15 protein-coding genes are annotated in these 18,892 nt (G+C 65.0%); 4 read left to right on the top strand and 11 right to left on the bottom strand.

Annotated features, from left to right (window positions below):
- The first annotated feature begins 92 nt into the window (after nucleotides 1-92).
- Nucleotides 93-2,864: a LuxR C-terminal-related transcriptional regulator gene (locus J7360_RS14450; RefSeq protein WP_057661595.1), complete on the top strand. Its 2,772-nt coding sequence runs from the start codon at nucleotides 93-95 to the stop codon at nucleotides 2,862-2,864.
- An 83-nt stretch (nucleotides 2,865-2,947) separates the two neighbouring features.
- On the opposite strand, the gene azu is transcribed toward J7360_RS14450, so the two are convergent.
- From azu to J7360_RS14420, 6 genes are all read right to left on the bottom strand, one after another.
- A complete protein-coding gene (gene azu / locus J7360_RS14445; RefSeq protein ID WP_005921714.1) occupies nucleotides 2,948-3,397 on the bottom strand; it encodes an azurin in 450 nt (149 codons plus the stop codon).
- A 432-nt stretch (nucleotides 3,398-3,829) separates the two neighbouring features.
- On the bottom strand, nucleotides 3,830-5,032 hold the full coding sequence (locus J7360_RS14440) for a pyridoxal phosphate-dependent aminotransferase (protein WP_057661077.1): 1,203 nt from the start codon (nucleotides 5,030-5,032) through the stop codon (nucleotides 3,830-3,832).
- Between the two features lie 30 nt (nucleotides 5,033-5,062).
- Nucleotides 5,063-5,566, bottom strand: coding sequence for a RidA family protein (locus J7360_RS14435; protein WP_057661079.1), 504 nt, complete (start codon nucleotides 5,564-5,566; stop codon nucleotides 5,063-5,065).
- Between the two features lie 24 nt (nucleotides 5,567-5,590).
- Nucleotides 5,591-6,016 (bottom strand): cytochrome c, encoded by a 426-nt coding sequence (locus J7360_RS14430; protein WP_007967691.1) that lies wholly within the window; start codon nucleotides 6,014-6,016, stop codon nucleotides 5,591-5,593.
- Entirely contained in the window at nucleotides 6,013-7,620 is a 1,608-nt protein-coding gene (locus J7360_RS14425; RefSeq protein ID WP_057661083.1) for a flavin monoamine oxidase family protein, read from the bottom strand. Before J7360_RS14425 ends, J7360_RS14430 begins: the two co-directional genes overlap by 4 nt.
- A 69-nt stretch (nucleotides 7,621-7,689) precedes the next feature.
- Nucleotides 7,690-9,972 carry a TonB-dependent receptor gene (locus J7360_RS14420; RefSeq protein ID WP_181259500.1) on the bottom strand — a complete coding sequence of 761 codons (2,283 nt, stop codon included), beginning with the start codon at nucleotides 9,970-9,972 and terminating at the stop codon, nucleotides 7,690-7,692.
- 297 nt (nucleotides 9,973-10,269) lie between these two features.
- On the opposite strand from J7360_RS14420, the gene J7360_RS14415 reads away from it, so the two are divergent.
- Nucleotides 10,270-10,887, top strand: a complete 618-nt coding sequence (locus tag J7360_RS14415; RefSeq protein ID WP_057661087.1) for an HAD-IA family hydrolase — start codon at nucleotides 10,270-10,272, stop codon at nucleotides 10,885-10,887.
- 257 nt (nucleotides 10,888-11,144) lie between these two features.
- Here the strand turns inward: J7360_RS14415 and J7360_RS14410 are convergent, their stop codons facing one another.
- Nucleotides 11,145-12,371 carry an acetylornithine transaminase gene (locus J7360_RS14410; RefSeq protein ID WP_007974495.1) on the bottom strand — a complete coding sequence of 409 codons (1,227 nt, stop codon included), beginning with the start codon at nucleotides 12,369-12,371 and terminating at the stop codon, nucleotides 11,145-11,147.
- Nucleotides 12,372-12,443: 72 nt separating this feature from the next.
- On the opposite strand from J7360_RS14410, the gene J7360_RS14405 reads away from it, so the two are divergent.
- On the top strand, nucleotides 12,444-13,316 hold the full coding sequence (locus J7360_RS14405; protein WP_007967699.1) for an ion transporter: 873 nt from the start codon (nucleotides 12,444-12,446) through the stop codon (nucleotides 13,314-13,316).
- 139 nt (nucleotides 13,317-13,455) lie between these two features.
- On the opposite strand, the gene J7360_RS14400 is transcribed toward J7360_RS14405, so the two are convergent.
- A complete protein-coding gene (locus J7360_RS14400; protein WP_007967700.1) occupies nucleotides 13,456-14,271 on the bottom strand; it encodes an NAD(P)-dependent oxidoreductase in 816 nt (271 codons plus the stop codon).
- A gap of 139 nt (nucleotides 14,272-14,410) precedes the next feature.
- On the bottom strand, nucleotides 14,411-15,070 hold the full coding sequence (locus J7360_RS14395; RefSeq protein WP_042806174.1) for a serine/threonine-protein kinase: 660 nt from the start codon (nucleotides 15,068-15,070) through the stop codon (nucleotides 14,411-14,413).
- Nucleotides 15,071-15,221: 151 nt separating this feature from the next.
- Here J7360_RS14395 and J7360_RS14390 point away from each other — a divergent pair, with 151 nt between their 5' ends.
- Complete coding sequence (locus J7360_RS14390; RefSeq protein ID WP_057661089.1) at nucleotides 15,222-17,309, top strand: bifunctional DedA family/phosphatase PAP2 family protein; 2,088 nt, start codon at nucleotides 15,222-15,224, stop codon at nucleotides 17,307-17,309.
- Here J7360_RS14390 and J7360_RS14385 read toward each other — a convergent pair.
- Together J7360_RS14385 and J7360_RS14380 are read right to left on the bottom strand one after the other, a co-directional pair.
- Nucleotides 17,292-17,531, bottom strand: coding sequence for a hypothetical protein (locus J7360_RS14385; protein ID WP_209034145.1), 240 nt, complete (start codon nucleotides 17,529-17,531; stop codon nucleotides 17,292-17,294). The genes J7360_RS14390 and J7360_RS14385 overlap by 18 nt on opposite strands.
- Nucleotides 17,532-17,967: 436 nt before the next feature.
- Nucleotides 17,968-18,852, bottom strand: a complete 885-nt coding sequence (locus J7360_RS14380) for a bestrophin family ion channel (RefSeq protein ID WP_209034128.1) — start codon at nucleotides 18,850-18,852, stop codon at nucleotides 17,968-17,970.
- Nucleotides 18,853-18,892: the final 40 nt, after the last annotated feature.

Genomic DNA, 18,892 nt, shown 5'->3' with positions numbered 1-18,892 from the left:
AGGCGATTACGCTGCATTGCCGCTGTTTCACCCCGATCTGCAGCGTGCCGAGCCGGCACGCTGTCGACGCTTGATACGGCCGCTCTCGCCTCATGCTCAAGCCTGTTGCGCTGCTCACCCCGCGCCCGTCACCCTCGCGCGACCCCGCGATTCCCGATTGGCTGCTTGCCGGCAAGCTGGAGCCTGCGTTGCCGCGCCCCGCCGCGGTGGTACGCGGCGCGCTACTGGCTGCGCTGGATCAGGCGCAGGCACGCCCGCTGACGCTATTGCTCGCCCCACCCGGATTCGGCAAGACCACGCTGCTGGCGCAGTGGCATGCGCACCTGAGTATGCGCGAGCAGGGCCCGGTGGCATGGCTGTCGCTGGACGAGGAAGATGCCGACGCTACCCGTTTTCTCGGCCATCTTGCGCTGGCGCTGCAGAACGCAGGCGCCGACCACGCGCTGTGCGCCACCGTGCTGCACAACCGCGATCACAACCCGCGCGAGGCGACGGCATTGCTGATTCGCGCGCTGCGCGCGGCGCCCCGCCGCATCAGCGTGATTCTCGACGACTACGACCGACTCGGCAGCAGCCCTGTCGATGAACTGGTGCTACGCCTGATCGAACACAGTGGTGGGCGTCTGCATCTCGTGCTTGCGACCCGCCGCGTGCCCAATCTGCCGCTGGCGCGGCTGGATCTGCACGCACAACTCAGCCGCATCGGCAACACGCAACTGGCGCTCGACAACACCGAAGCGCAGGCGTTGCTAGGCCCGCACGTGCCAACACCGGTGGTGGACGAACTACGCAACTACACAGAAGGCTGGCCAGTGGCGCTGCAACTGGCGCGGCTGTGGCTGCAAGGCGATACCCAACGTCAGCAGGAAGTCGCCGCACGTTTTTCGGGGCGCAGCGCGCAGATTGCCGCGTATCTGGCCGAACAGGTGGTCAACGATCTGGACCCGGACACCCGCGAGCTCCTGCTACGCACCAGCCCGCTGGAACGCTTCAACGCCGCGCTCGCCGATGCAGTGCGCCAGCGCGAGGACAGCGGCCGCTTGCTGGCGCGGCTGGAGCATTTTCATGACCTGCTGGTGCCGCTGGATGGCGAGCGCGAATGGTTCCGCTATCACCCACTGTTTGCCGATTTCTTGCAGCAACTGCTCGACCGCGAATATCCAGGGCAGAGCGTGCAGCTGCATCAACGCGCAGCGCGCTGGTTCGGTGATCATCAGCATCTTGCCGAAGCGGTGCGGCATGCGTGGCGCGGCAACTGCGGCGATCTTGCCGCCAGCTACATCGCACGCGCCGGCACCTGGCAGCTGCTGTTGACTCACGGCACGCATGAAGTGCGCGCACTACTGCGCCATTTCGACCACCGCACCATTCGCGACACGCCCGCGCTCAATCTCACCCAGGCGCATCTGCACATCAGGCTGGGCGAGTTCAGCCACGCACGCCTGTTGCTGGAGCGCTTCCGCGATTTTCCGGCTGCGCTACGCGAGCCGCTCCAGCGCGATTACACGGTGGTTGTGGCGCTGCTGCGCGACCGTCTGGATGAAATCTGCGGCAACCCGCATGGCCTGACCCAGATTGCCGCCCAGGCCGGCGCACTGGATGAAGACGACCATCTCGGCCGCGGCATGTTGCTCTGCATCTGCGCCACCACCGCGATTGCGCAAGGCGCGTTCGCGGTTGCCGAGCGCTACGCGCGCAACGCGCGCGACACCATGCAGCGCGGCGGCAGCGACGTCGGTGCCAGCCAGGCAATGTTGTCGCTGGGGCAGAGCCTGTTCTATCGCGGCCGGCTCAGCGATGCGGAAGCCTGCTATCAACAAGCACTGAGCTGGTGCGCACGTACCCCGCAACTGGATCGGGTGCTGGAGGCCGCCGCTCAGTGCCTGCTTGCGCAGTTGCACTACGAACGCGGCCACCACGACGACGCAGCCGACCTGCTGCACCCGGCGCTGGAATTGCTGGAGCAACACGATGGGGGCATGGACGTGCTGGCTGCCGGATACGGCACCGCGCTAGGGTTGGAACGCGTGCGCGATCACAGCGGACGCAGTGCGCTGCTGTTGCTGGAGCACATCGAACAGATTGCTCACGGACGCAAGCTGGCGCGCTTGTCGGAACTGGCTGCAGCATGGCGGCTGATGCTGTTGCTGGAACATCCAGGCAACGCTGCCATCGATGTGCTGATCGCACGTACCGGCGGCGAATCCGGCCTGGCGCACACCTTGCGCTCGCCACACCGCTGGCATGATCGCGCGGCGATGGGCTTCGCACTGGCCCGCTGGCATCGCCTGGCCGGGCGCAGCAGCGCAGCGCTGAGCATCCTCGGGCAGATCGAGCGGGCCTGCCTGGCCAACGACAATGTCTGCCATCTGGCGCGCACCCGTGCACGCATCGCGCTGGTACTGCAGCAACGCGGCGAACTGGTCGCCGCCCTGCCGTATCTGTACAGCGCGCTGGACCATGTCGCGCTCACGCAAAGCTGGCAGGCCATCGTGGAACTGGGCCTGCCGGCCAAGGCGATGCTGCGCTCGCTCCGCCAGCACGACCCGCAGACCGTGGGCGGCACCACGCGTGCGTTGACCATCCAGGCGTTGCTCGAACGCCTCAGCGGCGACGACGATCCGGCCGGCGACATCTTCAGCGAGCGTGAACTGGAAGTGCTGGCGCAACTGGCGCGCGGCTATTCCAACAAACAGATCGCACGCTGCCTGCACCTGTCGGAAAACACGGTCAAATTCCATCTGAAAAACCTGTACCGCAAGCTCGATGCGCGCAGCCGCGAAGGCGCGCTTGCGCAAGCATTACAACGCGGGTTGTTGCGTGCAAGCGACTCGCATGCAGATCAGCCACTGCAACCTGACTGACCCAGATCCGCATGCATCCAGCGTTCAACGCAGGTTTGCACGTGTGGCGGCCAGGCTTGACAGCGTTGGCCGCCCCGCACGCATCACCCGAACGTCAGCGTGCCCTTCATCATCGCCCAGTGGCCGGGGAACGAGCAGAAGAACGTGTAGTCTGCGCCCTTGCTCAGCTTGCTGGTGGGAAAACTCACCGTGGTGCTGTCGCCGCCGCCAATGACCTTGGTGTGCGCAATCACGCGCGCGTCGGCCTTGGGCAGATAGCTGTCGGCGATGGTCGAACGTACGCCGGCATTGGCCACCGCCTGGAAATCGGCAGACTTGGTCAACACCCAGTTGTGCCCCATCACGGTGGCAGCCATCTTGCCGGAATGCTTGAGCGTGAGCTCCACCTGCGTGCACTCGGGGGCTAGCTTGATGGTGCTCTGGTCGAACTTCATTTGATCGTTGCCAGTGATGGTCACCGCGCACGTCCGTGCCCATGCCGTCGGCGCCATCAGCGCCAGCGCACACATAGCAATCGTGGAAAACAGCTTCAAGAGAACACTCCTGCGTTGGGAAGTTGCAGCACAGCGGATGCGGTGCACGGATGCGGCGGTGATGGCGATAGGCCGACAGTGCCAGAGTAGCCGATGCACAATCAGCAGCGCATCATGCCCGCATCGGCTGCGCAGCGGGCGCATCGACCAAGACTGTGGAACGCTCGGCCGTCGGCGACCGAGCGTTCCGTCGCACGCCGGCTCAGAGCGTGTTCTGACTTCGAGGTGAGTGCGAAGCGTCCTGTGACGCGCCGAGACAAGGCGTGCGCCTTGTCTCGGCGCGTCACAGGGCGCTTCCCGGAGGGTTGGCCGCCAGCGGCACGGAGCGCGCGCCGTGCGGCTTGCCTTGGCGCCGGCCAACCCGGCACCACGCAGCACCCGCTCCGCACCGCTGACGGCCAACGCATCTCATCTCAACGTGCATAACACGCTCTAGGCGTAACGGAAAAATGCATCCATCGGATCGGCCGCTGCAGTGGCCACGCCCGGCGCCGGCAGCGGGCCGCGGTTACCGGCAATCACCTGCACGAACGCGTGTTTGAAGCGCGCCATTTCCGTGTCGGTACCCACGGTAATGCGCGACCAGGTTGGCCACACCGGCCAGCTGCGGCCGATGAACACGCCGTGGGTGGCCATGTCGTCCTTGAAGCCAGCCGCCGGGCGCTTCACATCGACCATAAAGCAATTGCTCTCCGAGGCAGTGCATGCATAGCCCTGCCGCGCGAGAAAGTCCATCACATCGATGCGGGTAGCGGCGGTACGTGCGCGCCGTTGCGGCACCAGTGCAGGATCGCGCAGGCTGGCCAGCCCGGCAGCGGCGGCGGTGACCGGCAAGCTGTTGACGCTGTAGAACTTCAGCTTGGCCAGCAGGTCCGGGCGCGCGGCCGCATAGCCCAGGCGGATGCCGGCCATGCCATAGAGTTTGGAAAACGTGCGCAACACCACCACGTCTTCGCCTGCGGCAACCATGTCGACCATGCTGCGCGTGCTTTGCGCGAAGTGGATATACGCCTCATCCACCACCAACACGCTGCCTTTGGGCTTGTGCGCCAATGCGTAGTCCAGGTCCTTGCGTGCGGTGACCGAGCCGGTGGGATTGTTGGGGTTGCAGATGTAGATGACTCCCGCGTTGGCATCGGCCGCGCACATGGCCTGTACATCGTGCGAAAAATCCTTGCGCAGCGGCACCTTGATCAAGCGCGCGCCATTGCGGGTTGCCGCACGCCAGCCGGATTCGTAGGTGGGATCGGCAGTGACCAACGCGGCGCTGGGCGAAGTGAATGCCAGCATCGTGTAGTCGAGCGGCTCGGTGGACCCGGCGTACGCCATCAGATGATCCACCGGCAGCTTGAGCTCGGCGGCCAGGGTGGTCATCAATTCCATCTGTACCTGGCGCAGATACCTCCCGCCTTGCGGTGCGATCTGCGCGATGGCCTTTACTGCGGCAGCCGACGGTCCATCCGGAAATTCATTGGAATCGATCATTACCGGTGTCAGCGCCGTTGCCGGTGTGGGCGCAATGGCAGTGGAGCGTTCGATGGCGCTGGCCAGCAGCGGCAAGCTGCCGGCACCGGCGGCGCCGGCGAACAGCGCGGAGTCGCGTAGAAACGTGCGGCGCGAAAGAGCAGTGTTCATGACAAACTCCAGCAGGATGAAGACGCGAACTCAGGGACGCACGGCAACCACTTCGATCTCGACCCGGTACAGCGGGTTCCCCAATGCCGCGATCTGAAATGCCGAGCGCGCTGGCAGATTGGGTTGCTCCTTGGTGCCGAAGAACTGGCGATACCCTTCCATGAAGCCGTTGAAATCCATCTTGCCGCCCATCGCCGGATCGCCGACCAGAAACACCTGCATCTTCACCACATCGCCCATGCCCAACCCCAGCGTGGTTAGCTGCTGCTTGATCTGGTTCAACACGCTCACCGTTTGCGCCTTGGTGTCGCCATAGGCAGCAGCGGAATCCTTCGGCGCGTTGGTATCGATCACCGCCGGCACCTTGCCGCTGACATACACCGTGGCCTTGCCGGCGGGAATTTCCACCGCAGCAGCAATTGGGAAATCGCTGTTGGGAATCTTGTGGCGGATCACCTCGGCGGCGTGCGCGGCACCGAGACTGGCAGCCCACATTACTGCGGCGCTAAGAACGGTCGTGATGGAACGTGGCATGGCAATTCCTTGTAGAAGAGAAGATCAGCGGCGGAGCGATTTGACGTCGTCGATGGTCACGCGCTCGGCATAGTCGTTACCGAAGTGCGTGCGCACATAGCTCACCACTTCGGCCACCTGGCGGTCGTCGAGCATGTCGGCGAAACCCGGCATCCCCGCGTGGCCGTCGAGCACCATCATGGTGACGTACGGGCCGGCAGCCAGCTTGGGGTTGCCGGAAAGCGCAGGATAGTCGCCGGCACCTTGCGCGCCACCGCCGGCCGGCATATGGCAGCCCTGGCAGATGGCCTGGTAAACGTCCTGACCGGAGGCCTTGGCGAAGCCTTGCTGCGGAAACAACTGCGTGGCATCGGAACTCTGCGCCTGCGCATCGCGCACGTTGGGCGGCAGCAACAAGGCGAGAATGGCGAGCGCAACCGTGGCGCCGCACGCTCTTGGCAGCAGACTCATACGCGCGCTCCCTGGGCAATGACCTTGCGATGCAGACGGCCAACGACATCGTGTGCCGACAGGATGGCACCCTCCTGCCAGGCCGGGATGTACGACACGTGCTCGCCGGCCAGCGCAAGGCGGCCGTCGATCTGGCACAGCGGTTCGTAATGCTCGGCGCGCGCCTGCTCGCTCCACATGCCGAAGCAGCCATGCGTGAACGGCACGCGGTGCCAGCCGACCGCAATGCCGTTCTCGAATTCGCGCGGATACTGCCGATGCAGCTGGGTGCCGTACTCCACCGCTTTACGCACGCGCTGCTCCGGGGGCATCGCGGTGAACTGGTAGGCGTCCAACCCCCATACATAGGCACCGAGCAGCACGCCTTTGCCCGGGCTGTGGTAGTTGGTGCTGGGATAACTGATCAAGGTGATCGGCAGATCGGTGTAACTGATGCCGCCGTAGATCGCTTCGTCTTCTTCCCAGAAACGGCGCTTGAATTGCAGGCCCACTTTCACCGATGCCGCGTACGGCACCTTGCCGATCGCCGTGGTCATCGCATCGCTGGCAGTGACCGGCATGCGGCTGAGCACCGAAAACGGAATGGTGCAGATGCACCAATCCGCACTGGCGAGACGTTCTTCGCCGCCACGCGTCGCATCCTGCCAGGACACACGCACGCCGCTGCCGTCCTGATCGATCTTGGTGACCTTGGCGTTATAGGTGATGGCATCGCCCAGGCGACGCGCGAATGCCTTGCCGATCTGGTCCATGCCTCCCACGGGCTGGAACATGGTGGTCTGCATTTCGTAGTTGTTGCCAGCCGCCAGTGTGGTCCACAGGCGTGAGCGCAGCACGTCCTGCACGCTGAAAGGATCGGAGAATTCCGGCCTGCCCGACAAGCCGCCACCGGGATAGCGCGCAAACCCGCGCCGCTCGCTGCTGTCCTTGCCTTTGACATACCCGAACTTCTGGTCGAGCGCCCCCCAGGTGCGCAGCGATTCCAGCAGCAGCTCCTGATCCTCGCGGCTGACGGCCGCGTCCAGGGCGTGCTGCTGCGTGCACTTGGCCAGCAACTCGGACACGTGGCCCTTGTAGTCGGCGTCGATGGCGCGAAAGCGCTGCGGTTTGCCGCCGAAGCCTTTCTGGCTGTGCAGCAGCGCGTTGTAATTGACCTGATTGAACGCTTCCAGCGCCACGCCAAACTGCTTGCAGTAACTCAACACCGCCTTGTGGTGATGCGGAATACGCCATGGCCCTGGATTGAGGTACAGCCCGTCGTCGAACTGGCAATGCTGCGTGGCACCGCCCAACTCGGTATAGCGGTCACCGCCGCGCAGGGTCCAGTTCCGTCCGCCCGGGCGGTCGTTGTATTCGAGCAACTGCACGCGGTAACCGGCCTTGCGTAATTCGAAGGCCGCGCTCATGCCGGCCAGCCCGGCGCCGAGGATCAAGACCGACGTCCCCTTGGGGTCGCCATCCAGTTGCAGCGGCCCGTTGAAGGTGGACTCGGCCGCCATGCCCAGGCTGCTCATCGCCTGATACATCATTGCGCCGCCAGCGGTCATGCCGATGCGCGCCAGCAATTGCCGCCGCGTCATCGCTCCCGTGTGATTGCCTTGCATCAACGCACGTCCCCTGCATGTCATGGACTAACGCACGCGGCCGGCAACCTTGCCGGCCGCGGCTGCACCTCAGAACGTGTACGCCAGACTGGCGAACAGCTGGCGCGGTGCGATCAACTGATACGAACCGGAGCTTTCGTTGGGAAACACCGCACCGATCGCATCGTCCTTGTCGAACAGGTTGTAGACCGACAGCTGCAACCGGCCGCCGGCAAGAAACCCGCTGTCCTCGCCCTGATACCCGACGCTGCCGTTGACGATGAAGGTGGCATCCACCTGATCGGTATTGAGTGTGTCGCCATAGCGCTTGCCGGTGTATTTGGTATCGAGGTTGGCGAAGAAATGCGCGCCTTCCCAACCGCCGTTGACGCTGAACATGACCTTCGGCGCATCCGGCACTTCGTTACCTTCCACCTGCACCAGGTTGCCGCTGACCGGGCCGAAATAGTTGTCCTGGAATTCGGACTTGTTCCAGGTCAGCGATGCGCCCAACCGCCAGCCCGGGGCCGGCTTCCACATGCCGGAGACTTCCGCGCCGTAGGTCTGCACGTCGCCGACGTTGGCGTAGACGGTGGGCGCAACCACCAGGGGGTCCGGGTCTGTGAGCGCGATGATGCGGTTTTCGTAATCGATCTTGTAGGCGGCGATATAGCCGCTCCACTGCGTGGATTCGGCACGAATGCCGATATCGATGTTGGTGGATTCTTCCGGTGCGATATCCGGGTTGAACGCACCGGAGGTCAGCGCCAGCCGCGGCGCCGAGCTGAAGTTTTCCGCGTAGTTGGCGAACACCTGCACACCCTCGGCAAGCTGGAAGCTGGCGCCGACCTGCGGTTGGAACCAATCGCTGTTCTTGATGGTGACATCGCGGCGTATGCCGACATTGAAGTCGTCGAGATTGGCGATGCCGTTGTAGTCGCGTTTGACATCCAGCCCCTTGGCGCCGAATTCCATCGTGAGCCGGTCGTCGAGCAGGCGTAGCGTGTCCTTGATGTAGAGCTGCTTCACTTCGGTGGAGAAGTGGTTGTCGTAGTAGATCACGATCGGCAGCGCGCTTTTGAGCAATGCGCCGGTGGCCGGGTCCAGGTTGTACAGCGGGCGCACCTGATCGAAATCGTAGTTTTCGTACCACGCGCCGACTTCGAGTTTGTTGTGCTCGGTCTCCCACGACACCGACGTGGTGACGCCATAGCGATCGCCGCCCATGATTTCCTCGCGCCGCGTCATCGCACCGACGTGGGTGACATTGCCGTTGGCATCGACGATCTGCGGATCGTTGATCGCGATATCGGTGCGCCCCGGTGTGCCGGCGATGGCATCGTTGTACAAGCCCGTCGCCGTGCTCGGCGGGGTGCCGCCGACGCCATACCCATGCTTGTTTTCGTAATAGCCGGTGAAGGTGAAGCCGATCGCATCGTTGAACAGAAAATCGCCGTGCAGGCTGAGCAAGGAATCGCGTCGCCCGTTCTGCCATTCGCTGTAATGCTCGGCATCTACTTCCGGGTTGCCGGTGATGCGCTCGTGCAGATCCCAGGACACCGAACCGTCGGAGTTGTACGACTGCACGTCGTAGTCCTTGCGGTTGTTGTAGATCCAGCCCAATGTCAGGCTGCCTGCATCCCAGGCCTGGCGAATCTTGGCTTCGAAGTGGTCGCTCTTTTGCGTGGCCGGCTCCATGTCCCACACCCCGCCTTGCGTGCGCGAGGCGGACAGATACGCGCTGGGGCCGCCCTCCCACCAGTCCGGGGTGTCCAGGCGCACGAAGCTGCGTACCAGGTCGTCCGACCCAATGGTCTGGGTGAGATTGCCGCTCCAGCTGTCGCCGCCCTTCGGTGGCAGGCTGGTGTAACGGATCGCACCGCCTAATGCGTGATACGACGGCTGGGTGACGTCACCCGAACCAGCCGACACCGTGACATCGAGCAGATTCTCGCTGGACACGTAACGGGTGATCGGCCCGCCTTCGCGGGTGTCGAAGGTTTCGATCGGAATGCCGTCCAACGTCACGCCGATCTGGTTGGCGGAAAACCCGCGGATCGTCATCGAATCACCGAACTCATACAGCCCGAACGGATCGGTGGTCTGCACGTTCACGCCGGGCAGGCTGGCCAACAGCTGCTGTGGCGCTACCCCGGGCACCTGCGCCTGGATCTCGTCCACCGAGATGGACGCCGTGGTGCGCGTGGAGCCGGTGCCCACCACGCTGACCGCATCCAGCGTGCGTGCGTCTTGCGCCAGCGCAGGCAAGCCCTGCGCGCCGGCCAGCAGCAAGGTCATCGACGCCAGCGCGTGGCGCGAGCGGGTGGTGGCGAGGATGTCGGCGACCGAGGCCGCCAATTGATCGGTGTTCAAGCACTTTGGCATGCAATCAACCCCTGGAGACGTGTGGCGTGCTGAGTGACCGGGCGCTCCCCCGAGACCGGCTGATACCGCGGATGCGGCGTGCAGTGACCATAACCAGCACGATTGCTTCGCAACCACGGTGTGGCGGGTGGGGTCGGCGCAGGCGGGTAGGTCGCTGCCGAATTCAAAACTCTGAATAGGTAGCGCAGCCACCTACCTGCGCAAATGTCCTGCATTGCAGGTCTTGCGCGCTTGCCATGCCGCGCCGAATCGATAACGCTGCGCAGCCACCGCACGAGCACGCACATGTCGCCCGCACCACCATCGCTGCTGTTGCTGGATTTCGACGGCGTGCTTGCGCACTACGCGCAGCCACGGCGCATGGCCGCTCTTGCAGCAGCGGCGAATTGCCCACCGCAGCGCGTGCATGAGGTGTTGTTCGCGCAGGGTCTGGAGCGCGCCTACGATGCTGGTGCGATCGACACGCAGGCGTATCTGGCGCAGTTGAGCGAAGGGCTGGGGCAGCCGATCGATCGCGCTACCTGGGTCGATGCGCGCGTGGCGGCCTGCCGCGCCGACCCGTCGGCGGTGACCCAGGTGCTGGCGGTATCGACGACCACGGCGGTGGCGGTGCTCACCAATAACGGCCCGCTGATGGCAGAAGCGATCGAGCGGATCGTGCCATCGCTATTTCCATTGTTGCGGGGCCGCGTGCTGTGCAGCGGTGCACTGGGCGGCCGCAAACCGGATGTGCCGGTCTATCAGCGCGCGCTTGCGCAGCTTGAGCAACGCGCCGAACGCACGTTGTTTGTCGACGACCTGTTCGTCAACGTGCGTGGCGCACGCGCGGCCGGCCTGCACGCCGACACCGTGCGCGACGCCCGCGCGTTGCGGCGAGTGCTGAAGCGCTATGGGCTCGCATGAAACAAAGCCGCTCTCCCGGGGGCGAGAAGGCACGGTGCACGCCACCGGCGCGCGTGCCCTGGAGCGCCCGCGTCGCAAGCGCGGGCCGGGGCGTGCAACCGGGGCTGGGGTGAGGGTACGGCGGAGGACAGCCATCCCACCCAGCAAATCAAAAGACCGCGCACTGCCTCAGCGCGTTCTATGCCATACCACGCATCCTCCAACACCCTTCTAGCCGGCAAAGTGCCAGCCAGAGGGCGCGCAGGCACCGCCCGACATCACGGCTGCGCGACATACTCGGCAATGGCCAGACGCAAGCGCGCCAGACCATCGGCCAGTTCGGCATCGGTCAGATTCAGTGCCGGTACGAAGCGCAACACATCCGCGCCGGCCTGCAGCAGCAGCAGGCCATGCTTGGCCGCCAGATCCAGGATCGCCCCCGCCTGCCCGGCGTGTTCTGGGGCCAGCACCGCGCCCAGCATCAAGCCACGCCCACGAATCTGCGCAAACAGGCCGAACTCGGCGTTGAGCGCTTCCAGACCTGCACGCAATGCCGCAGATTGCCGCACCACGTTGTCGGCAATCTGCGGCGAGGCCAGCTTGCGCAGCGCCACGCGCGCCACTGCCGCGGCCAGCGGGTTGCCGCCGAAGGTGGTGCCGTGCGCGCCGAACTGCATGGTCTGCGCCACCTTGGGCCCGGCCAGCATCGCACCGATCGGGAAACCGCCACCCAAGGCCTTGGCCAGGGTCACGATGTCCGGCGTCACCTGTTCCTGCCAATGCGCGAACAGCGTGCCGGTGCGGCCCATGCCGCATTGAATTTCGTCCAGCACCAGCAACGCATCGTGCTGGTCGCACAGCGCACGCACGCGGCTCAGAAAGCCCGGCGCGGCCGGCATCACACCACCCTCGCCCTGGATCGGCTCGACCATCACCGCCGCCACATCGCCGCTGGCCATCGCCGCTTCCAGCGCCGCGACGTCGTTGAAATCCACATAGCGAAATCCACCCGGCAGCGGCTCGTAGCCTTCCTGGTACTTGGGCTGCGCAGTGGCGGTGACCGATGCCAGCGTGCGGCCATGGAAACTGCCGCGGAAGGTGACGATGACGCGCTTATCGGCCGGACGGCCCTGGCTGCTGGCCCACTTGCGCACCAGCTTGATCGCCGCCTCGTTGGCCTCGGTGCCGGAATTGCACAGGAACACCTTGTCCGCGAAGCGCGAGGCGCTCACCAGTTCTTCGGCCAGTTTCAGCGGCGGCGCGCTGAAAAACACGTTACTGGTGTGCCACAGCTTGCCGGCCTGCTCGGTGAGCGCAGCCACCAGATCGGGGTCGTTATGGCCGAGCCCGCTCACCGCGATGCCCGACGACAGATCCAGATACTCACGCCCCGCATCATCCCACACGCGGCTGCCCTGGCCGCGCTCCAGCACCACCTGGCGCGGGCGATACACCGGCAGGTAGTAGTGCGCGAGGGACAGGGGCGAATCGGCGGCGGTGCTCATGAGGATGGGTCGCAGAAGCGGAGGGAGAAGCGGCATTCTCGCGCATTCGCCGGCCTGCGGCACAATGCGCGCATGCGCCCCTTCTCCGATCCGCAACTCACTGCCGCCACCGACGATGGCTGGCGCCGGCAGTGGTTCGACATCATCTACCGCCACGACACCCGCCCCTCGCGCAATTTCGACCTGATGCTGGTGGTCGCGATCCTGGCGAGCGTGGTGGTGATCATGATCGACAGCGTGCCGCGCATCCATTCGCATGCCGCGGACTGGCTGGTGCCGCTGGAATGGGCGTTCACGGTGATCTTCACCATCGAATACGCGCTGCGTCTGGCCGTGGTGCGGCGCCCGCTGCATTACGCGCTCAGCGTGTGGGGCGTGATCGATTTGCTGTCGATCCTGCCCAGCTATCTCTCGTTCTTCGTGCCCGGCGCACAGACGCTGTTGGTGGTGCGCGTGCTGCGCATCCTGCGGCTGTTCCGCATTCTCAAGCTCACCCGCTACATCGAAGAAAGCGGGCAATTGCTGGATGCGTTGTGGCGTAGCCGTCGCAAGGTATTGGTGTTCCTGTTCACCGTGCTCACCATCACCGTGATTGCCGGCGCCACGATGTACATCATCGAAGGCCCGCAGCACGGCTTCACCAGCATCCCCACCAGCATGTACTGGGCGATCGTCACCATGGCCACGGTCGGCTTCGGCGATCTGGTGCCGCAGACCACACTTGGGCGATTCGTCACCTCGGCACTGATCCTGATCGGCTACAGCATCATCGCCGTGCCCACCGGCATCTATACCGCCGAACTGGCCAGCTCATTGCGCGAAGGTGGCCACACCGGCAAACGCGATGCGCGCAACTGCGCCCGCTGCGGGCTGGAAGGCCACGCGGCCGACGCACGTTATTGCCGGCAATGCGCCGAGCCACTGCCGGAGCTGGGCAACGGCTGAGGCGCTGGAGCAGCCAACGCCACGGCGCCGCCGTCAGGCGGACGCGGCCGTTGCTCGGTAGCGCGTGTGCCACGCGTCCACTGCGGTTGGAGCATGCCGTCCACGCTCACGACACTGCTCGCCTTGCGGTTAGCCGCTCTCAGTCCAGAAACAGATCCGGCAACAGCGCGCGCGATGGATCCATCGCATAGCCGCGCAAATCGGTGACGCCGGCCTGGGCCAAGACCTCATCATCGATCAGGAACTGCCCGTAAAATCCGTCCGCGGCGCGCGTCAGCACCGCATGCGCGGCGTCGGCCATGATCTCCGGCCGACGGCAGGCCGCGGCGTCCACGCCGGCAAGCATGTTGATGGCGTCAGTGGCGATCACGGTACGCGGCCACAACGCATTGATCGCCACGCCTTGCGGGCCGAATTCCGCTGCCAGCCCCAGGGTCACCAGACTCATGCCCATCTTGGCCAGCGTGTAGCCGGTGTGCGCGCCCCACCACGACGGGTTCAACGATGGCGGCGGGGCCAAGGTGAGAATGTGCGGATTGGCCGCCTGCAGCAGATGCGGCAGGCACGCCTGCGCGCACAGAAAGCTGCCGCGCGCGTTGACCTGCTGCATCAGATCGAAGCGCTTCATCGGTGTATCAAGCGCGCCGCGCAACCAGATCGCACTGGCGTTGTTGACCAGGATGTCGATCCCGCCGAACGCAGCGACCGTTGCCGCCACTGCCGCACGCACCTGATCTTCTTCGCGGATGTCGCACTTGAGCGCCAGCGCCTGCCCACCGGCCGCAGTCACCGCCGTGGCCGCGCTATGGATGGTGCCAGGCAATTTGGGATTGGCCACCGCCGACTTGGCCGCAATCGCCACATTCGCTCCATCGCGCGCCGCCCGCAGCGCAATCGCCAAGCCAATCCCGCGCGAGGCACCGGTGATGAACAGGGTTTTGCCGGATAACGTCATGGGAGTGGGGATTCGGGATTCGGGATTCGGGATTCGGGATTCGTAAGAGCTTATTCCTTCATTGCTCCCACCGACCAACCCACCGCTCAAGCAATACGCTTTTGCGAATTCCCAATCCCCAATCCCCAATCCCAGCCGCTCAGGGCTTCGGCCCCTGCCCCTCGTTGTCTTCCCAGTGCAGCACGCGCCGGGTCACGAAGCGGTAGACCGGTTTGCCGGTGGCGAACCACAGCTCGCGGACCCAGGAGGTGCGCTTGAGCACGCGGCGTTCCACCGGGGTCAGTGCGGCCGGGCAGTACATGCGCTTGTGTTTGAGCAGGTGGCGCAGATCCTCGCGGGCAAGCAGACGCATCCAGCGCGCGCGCGGGTTGCCGCGCACCGCCAGCTGGAAATCGATCACCGCCGGGCTGCCGTCCTCCTGCACCAGCCAGTTGGCTTCCTTGGCCAAGTCGTTATGCGCCACGCCGCGGCGATGCAGCTGCTGCAACAGCCTGCGCGCGCTGCGGAAGTAGGCCAGATCGCCGCGCGGCGGACGCTGGTACATCGCAGCGCCGTCCAGATAGCTGCGGTCCAGGTGCCGCCCGTCCCAGTCCAGCAGGCGCGGTGTGCGCGGCACGCCATCCAGTTGGCGCAAGGCCAGCGCCTCGCGCCGTGCCAGCCACCAGGCCACGCCGCGCAACAGCCACGGCGCCACGCTCACGTCGCGACGCACGAACATGCGTTCGCCCTCGCGGACCAACAGAATGCGCCCGAACGTATCGGACTTCAGCGGCAGATTGGCTGCAGGGTCGTGACTCATACCCCATTGTAGGCGGCAGGTCTGTCTCGCTGCGCGCATCCGTGGCATGCGCGCGTGCGGCAGCTGCATGGCTGCAACCTCAGGTGAAGCCAATCCCCCGATGTGAGGACGATGCAGGTCAGGCGCCGCCGCGCCCACCTATAATTCAGGTATGAACTCATGGATCGACGCCACGCTGGAGTGGATCGGACACCACCCCACCTTGGCTGGCGTGGTGATCTTTGGCATCGCATTTTGTGATGCGGTCATCGTGCTGGGCGCCATCGTGCCTGCGTTGCCGTTGCTGTTCGCCATTGGCGTGCTCATCGGGCTCGGGCAGATCAACGGTCCCTACGCGGTGGCGTGCGCCACCCTGGGCGCTTTCGTTGGCGATGCGTTGAGCTTCTGGGTCGGCCATCGCTGGGGCCATCAGCTGCACACCTACTGGCCGTTCCGGCGTTACCCGCAACTGCTGGAGCGCGGCGAGCTGCTGTTCCGGCGCAATGCCTTCAAGAGCATCCTGATCGCGCGCTATGTAGGTGCAGTACGCCCGTTCGTACCGGCGATTGCCGGCATGTCGCGCATGCCGTTCAAACGGTATCTGGTCGCCAGCGGGCTGGCCTGCGTTTCGTGGGCGTTGTTGTTCCTGGTGCCTGGCTGGGTGCTGGGCACGGCCTACGACGCAGTGGCCGCGGTGGCCGGGCGGCTGTTTGTGGTGGTTGCGTTGCTGGCGGCCGTGATCGGGCTTGCCTGGGCGGTCGTGCTGTATTCGTACCGCTGGTCGGCCGGCCATCTGGATGCCTTGCTGGCACGTCTGCTGGCGTGGTCGCACCGGCATCCGGTCCTGGGGAATTGGTCGGTCGGCGTATTCGACCCGCGCCGTCGCGAATCGGTGCCGCTGGCCATGATGGCCCTGATGCTCTTGCTGCTCGGCTGGGGCTGGTTCGTGCTGCTGATGGTGGTGCTGGCGCACGGCGAGCCAGTGCGCGTGGACCTGGCCGTGCACGACCTGATGCTGGCGCTGCGTAACCCATTGGCCGACTACCCGATGGTGGCGCTGGCCTCATTGGGCGACTGGCAGGTGCTGTTGCCGGCCATCGCCGCCGCGATGGGCTATCTGGCCTGGCGCCGTCGCTGGATGGCCGTGGCCCATTGGGTGATCGCGCTGGCCTTCGGCCTGGCGCTCACGCAGCTGCTTGGCGCCACCGTGCAGGTGGTGCGCCCGCCTGCGGCCAGCAGCGGTTTCGGCTTTCCATCGGTTGCGGTCACCATGGCCACGATCGCCTTCGGCTTTTTCGCGCTGTTGATCGCGCGCGAGTTGCCTGGCCGCCGCCGCGTGTGGCCGTATCTGGTCAGCGGCGCCATCGTCTCGCTGATCGGTTTTGCACGTTTGTACCTCGGTGCGCACTGGCTCAGCGACGTCGTCGGCGGCATGTTGTTCGGCATCTTCTGGCTGCTGGTGCTGGGCATTGCCTACCGCCGCCGCGCCACCCGCGCGTTCTGGGTCAAGCCGGTGTCGTGGATCTTCTACGGGGTGTTCGTGAGCTGTGCCATTTATTTTGCGCCGCGCAACCTCGACATCAAGCTGGCAAAGTTCGAACCGCCGCCGCCGGCATTGATGGAGTTGCCCGCACACGAGTGGTGGGAAGAGCAATGGCGCCTGCTGCCGGCGCGCCGCAACGAATTCGACGACGATCAGCGTTGGCCGCTGGACGTCCAGTTGGCCGGCCCGCTCGCCCCGTTGCAGCGCCAGCTTCAGGCGCGCGGCTGGCGGGTCCAGCCCCAGGCGGGCTGGGAACAGGCGCTGCACTTGCTCGATGTCAGCGGCCGCCCCGACGAAGTACCGATTCTGCCGGCCACGCTGGAGACGCAGGTCGAAGCCCTGTTGATGGTGCGTCACGCCGCGCCCGGCCACGTGCATGTGCTGCGTCTGTGGCCGGCGGCTGCACGCCTGCAGCCGGATGCACAACCGCTGTGGGTGGGCAGCACCCAGACCTTGCGCTACAGCCGCCACTTCAGCCTGATCGGCCTGTGGTACCCGCTGCGCGGCGTCGATCCTGCACTGAGCGCATTGCGCGAGGCACTCGGCCCGCTGCCCCATCGCATGGAACAGCGTCGTCGCTCGCAGGTGCCGGTGATCCTGATCGACAGCACCTCGGGCAGTGCGGTGCGTGGCGATGACAACGACAACGTTGCATCGCCACCGGGAACCGTTGCGTCTGATGCTGCTGCATCGGGTTCGTCACAGCGGCAGCGTTGATCGATCTGGCAGCGATATCAAGCGGACGGTGATCGCGCGGCTCTGGAGACAGGAGCTGCCAGCCATGCCATTGAACGCCGTATCGGTGGCGGTCGTGTGCTGGCGTTGTCTGGATGCAGCTGAAATTTTAGGACGAAAGCCTCGTGCGCCGAGTGCGCGATGCCCTCGCCACTTGCCGGACACGCCGTGAACCCGTCCATGGGGCTCGATGGCGGCATCCATGCTGCCAACGGTCACGCAAGCGGCGAGGACACCGCACACGGGCATTGGGCGGCGGCTTTATAAAAGCGGCTCGTGGCGCGAAGGCGGTGTGCAGCTTAGGGCTTGGGCGTTGCCAACTGCCATTTCCCAACGCTTATTTAGATAGCCAGCAAACATTGCCTGTCGCCTGCACTGACACACCGAACTCTCGACTGGTCCTTGCCCGCTCACCGTCGCGGGACCCTTGGCGGTATGGAGACCGCCACGGAGCTGACAGGGACGTACTTGCAGCGTGTCCGCGATGGTGAGCGGGCAAGGGCCAGGCAGCCAGGCCGCACATGCTCTGCTCTACAACCGACGCATCCGCACCGTTCGATTACCCTTCAAGGCAACCGAGACATGTCGGTTCAGCGCCGTTCGGATGCGCACAAACCGCGTTGAACCAGTGTGCGATAGCTCACCACAACACGCCATCCACCGGCTGCATCGGCTCTGGCGCCTGCTCACCAATGGCCTGCAGCGCATCGATCTCCACCGTGCGGCACATCGTGTCAAGCGGCAGGTCGTGGATGGTGTTGGCGAATGGGTCCACCAGCTCATCGCCGATCTTCAGCACCGCCAGGAACATCAACCCGGCCACGGTCGAACCGACCGGTGTGGCGTATTGCAGCGTCTCCACCAGACCGATCGGCAGCAGCACGCAGAACAGCCGCGTAAACAGGTTCGGATAGAAGCGGTATTGGTACGGCAACGGCGTATTTTTCAGGCGTTCCATGCCGCCCTGTGCGTTGGCGATATCCACCAGGATGCGCTCCACGCTGGCCTGCTGGATGCTGTCGATCCAGCCATCGCGCCGCGCCTGCTCCACGCTGCGGCCGGTGATGTCGAGCAAGCCGTTGGCCACGTTGGTGCGGGTGCTCACCGCGGCCGCTTCATCGGCATCCAGCCGCGACTCCAGCGCCGTGGCAACCGGCAGCCGACGTAACTGACAGCGCAAGGCGTTGACGTAAGCGATCTGGCGCAGCGCGATCGTACGCCTCAACGCCGCCGCTTCCGGCCCGGACAGAATGCTCACGCTCAAACGCACCAGGTTACGCGATGCGTTGATCATCTGGCCCCACAGCACGCGTCCTTCCCACCAGCGTTGATAGGTCGAATTTGCCCGAAAACCCAGGAATAACGCCAGCGCCGAGCCAAAGATGGTCAGCGGCAACGCCGGCGCGCGGAACGGCAGCACGTAATAGATGATCGTGATCAACACGTCCCACACGAACGACACCGCCAGGGTCCGCCAGACCTGGTGGAACACATCCGCCACACGCGGTTTGACGTCGATGATCAAGGCTCACTCCCGTGGATCGATAGCGAGTGCGGCCATTGCA

The organism is Xanthomonas sp. D-99, from assembly GCF_017746145.1.
GTDB classification, from domain to species: domain Bacteria; phylum Pseudomonadota; class Gammaproteobacteria; order Xanthomonadales; family Xanthomonadaceae; genus Xanthomonas; species Xanthomonas cissicola.
The sequence above is the reverse complement of the archived record's forward strand: the minus strand, read 5'-3'. Positions and strand labels throughout refer to the sequence as shown.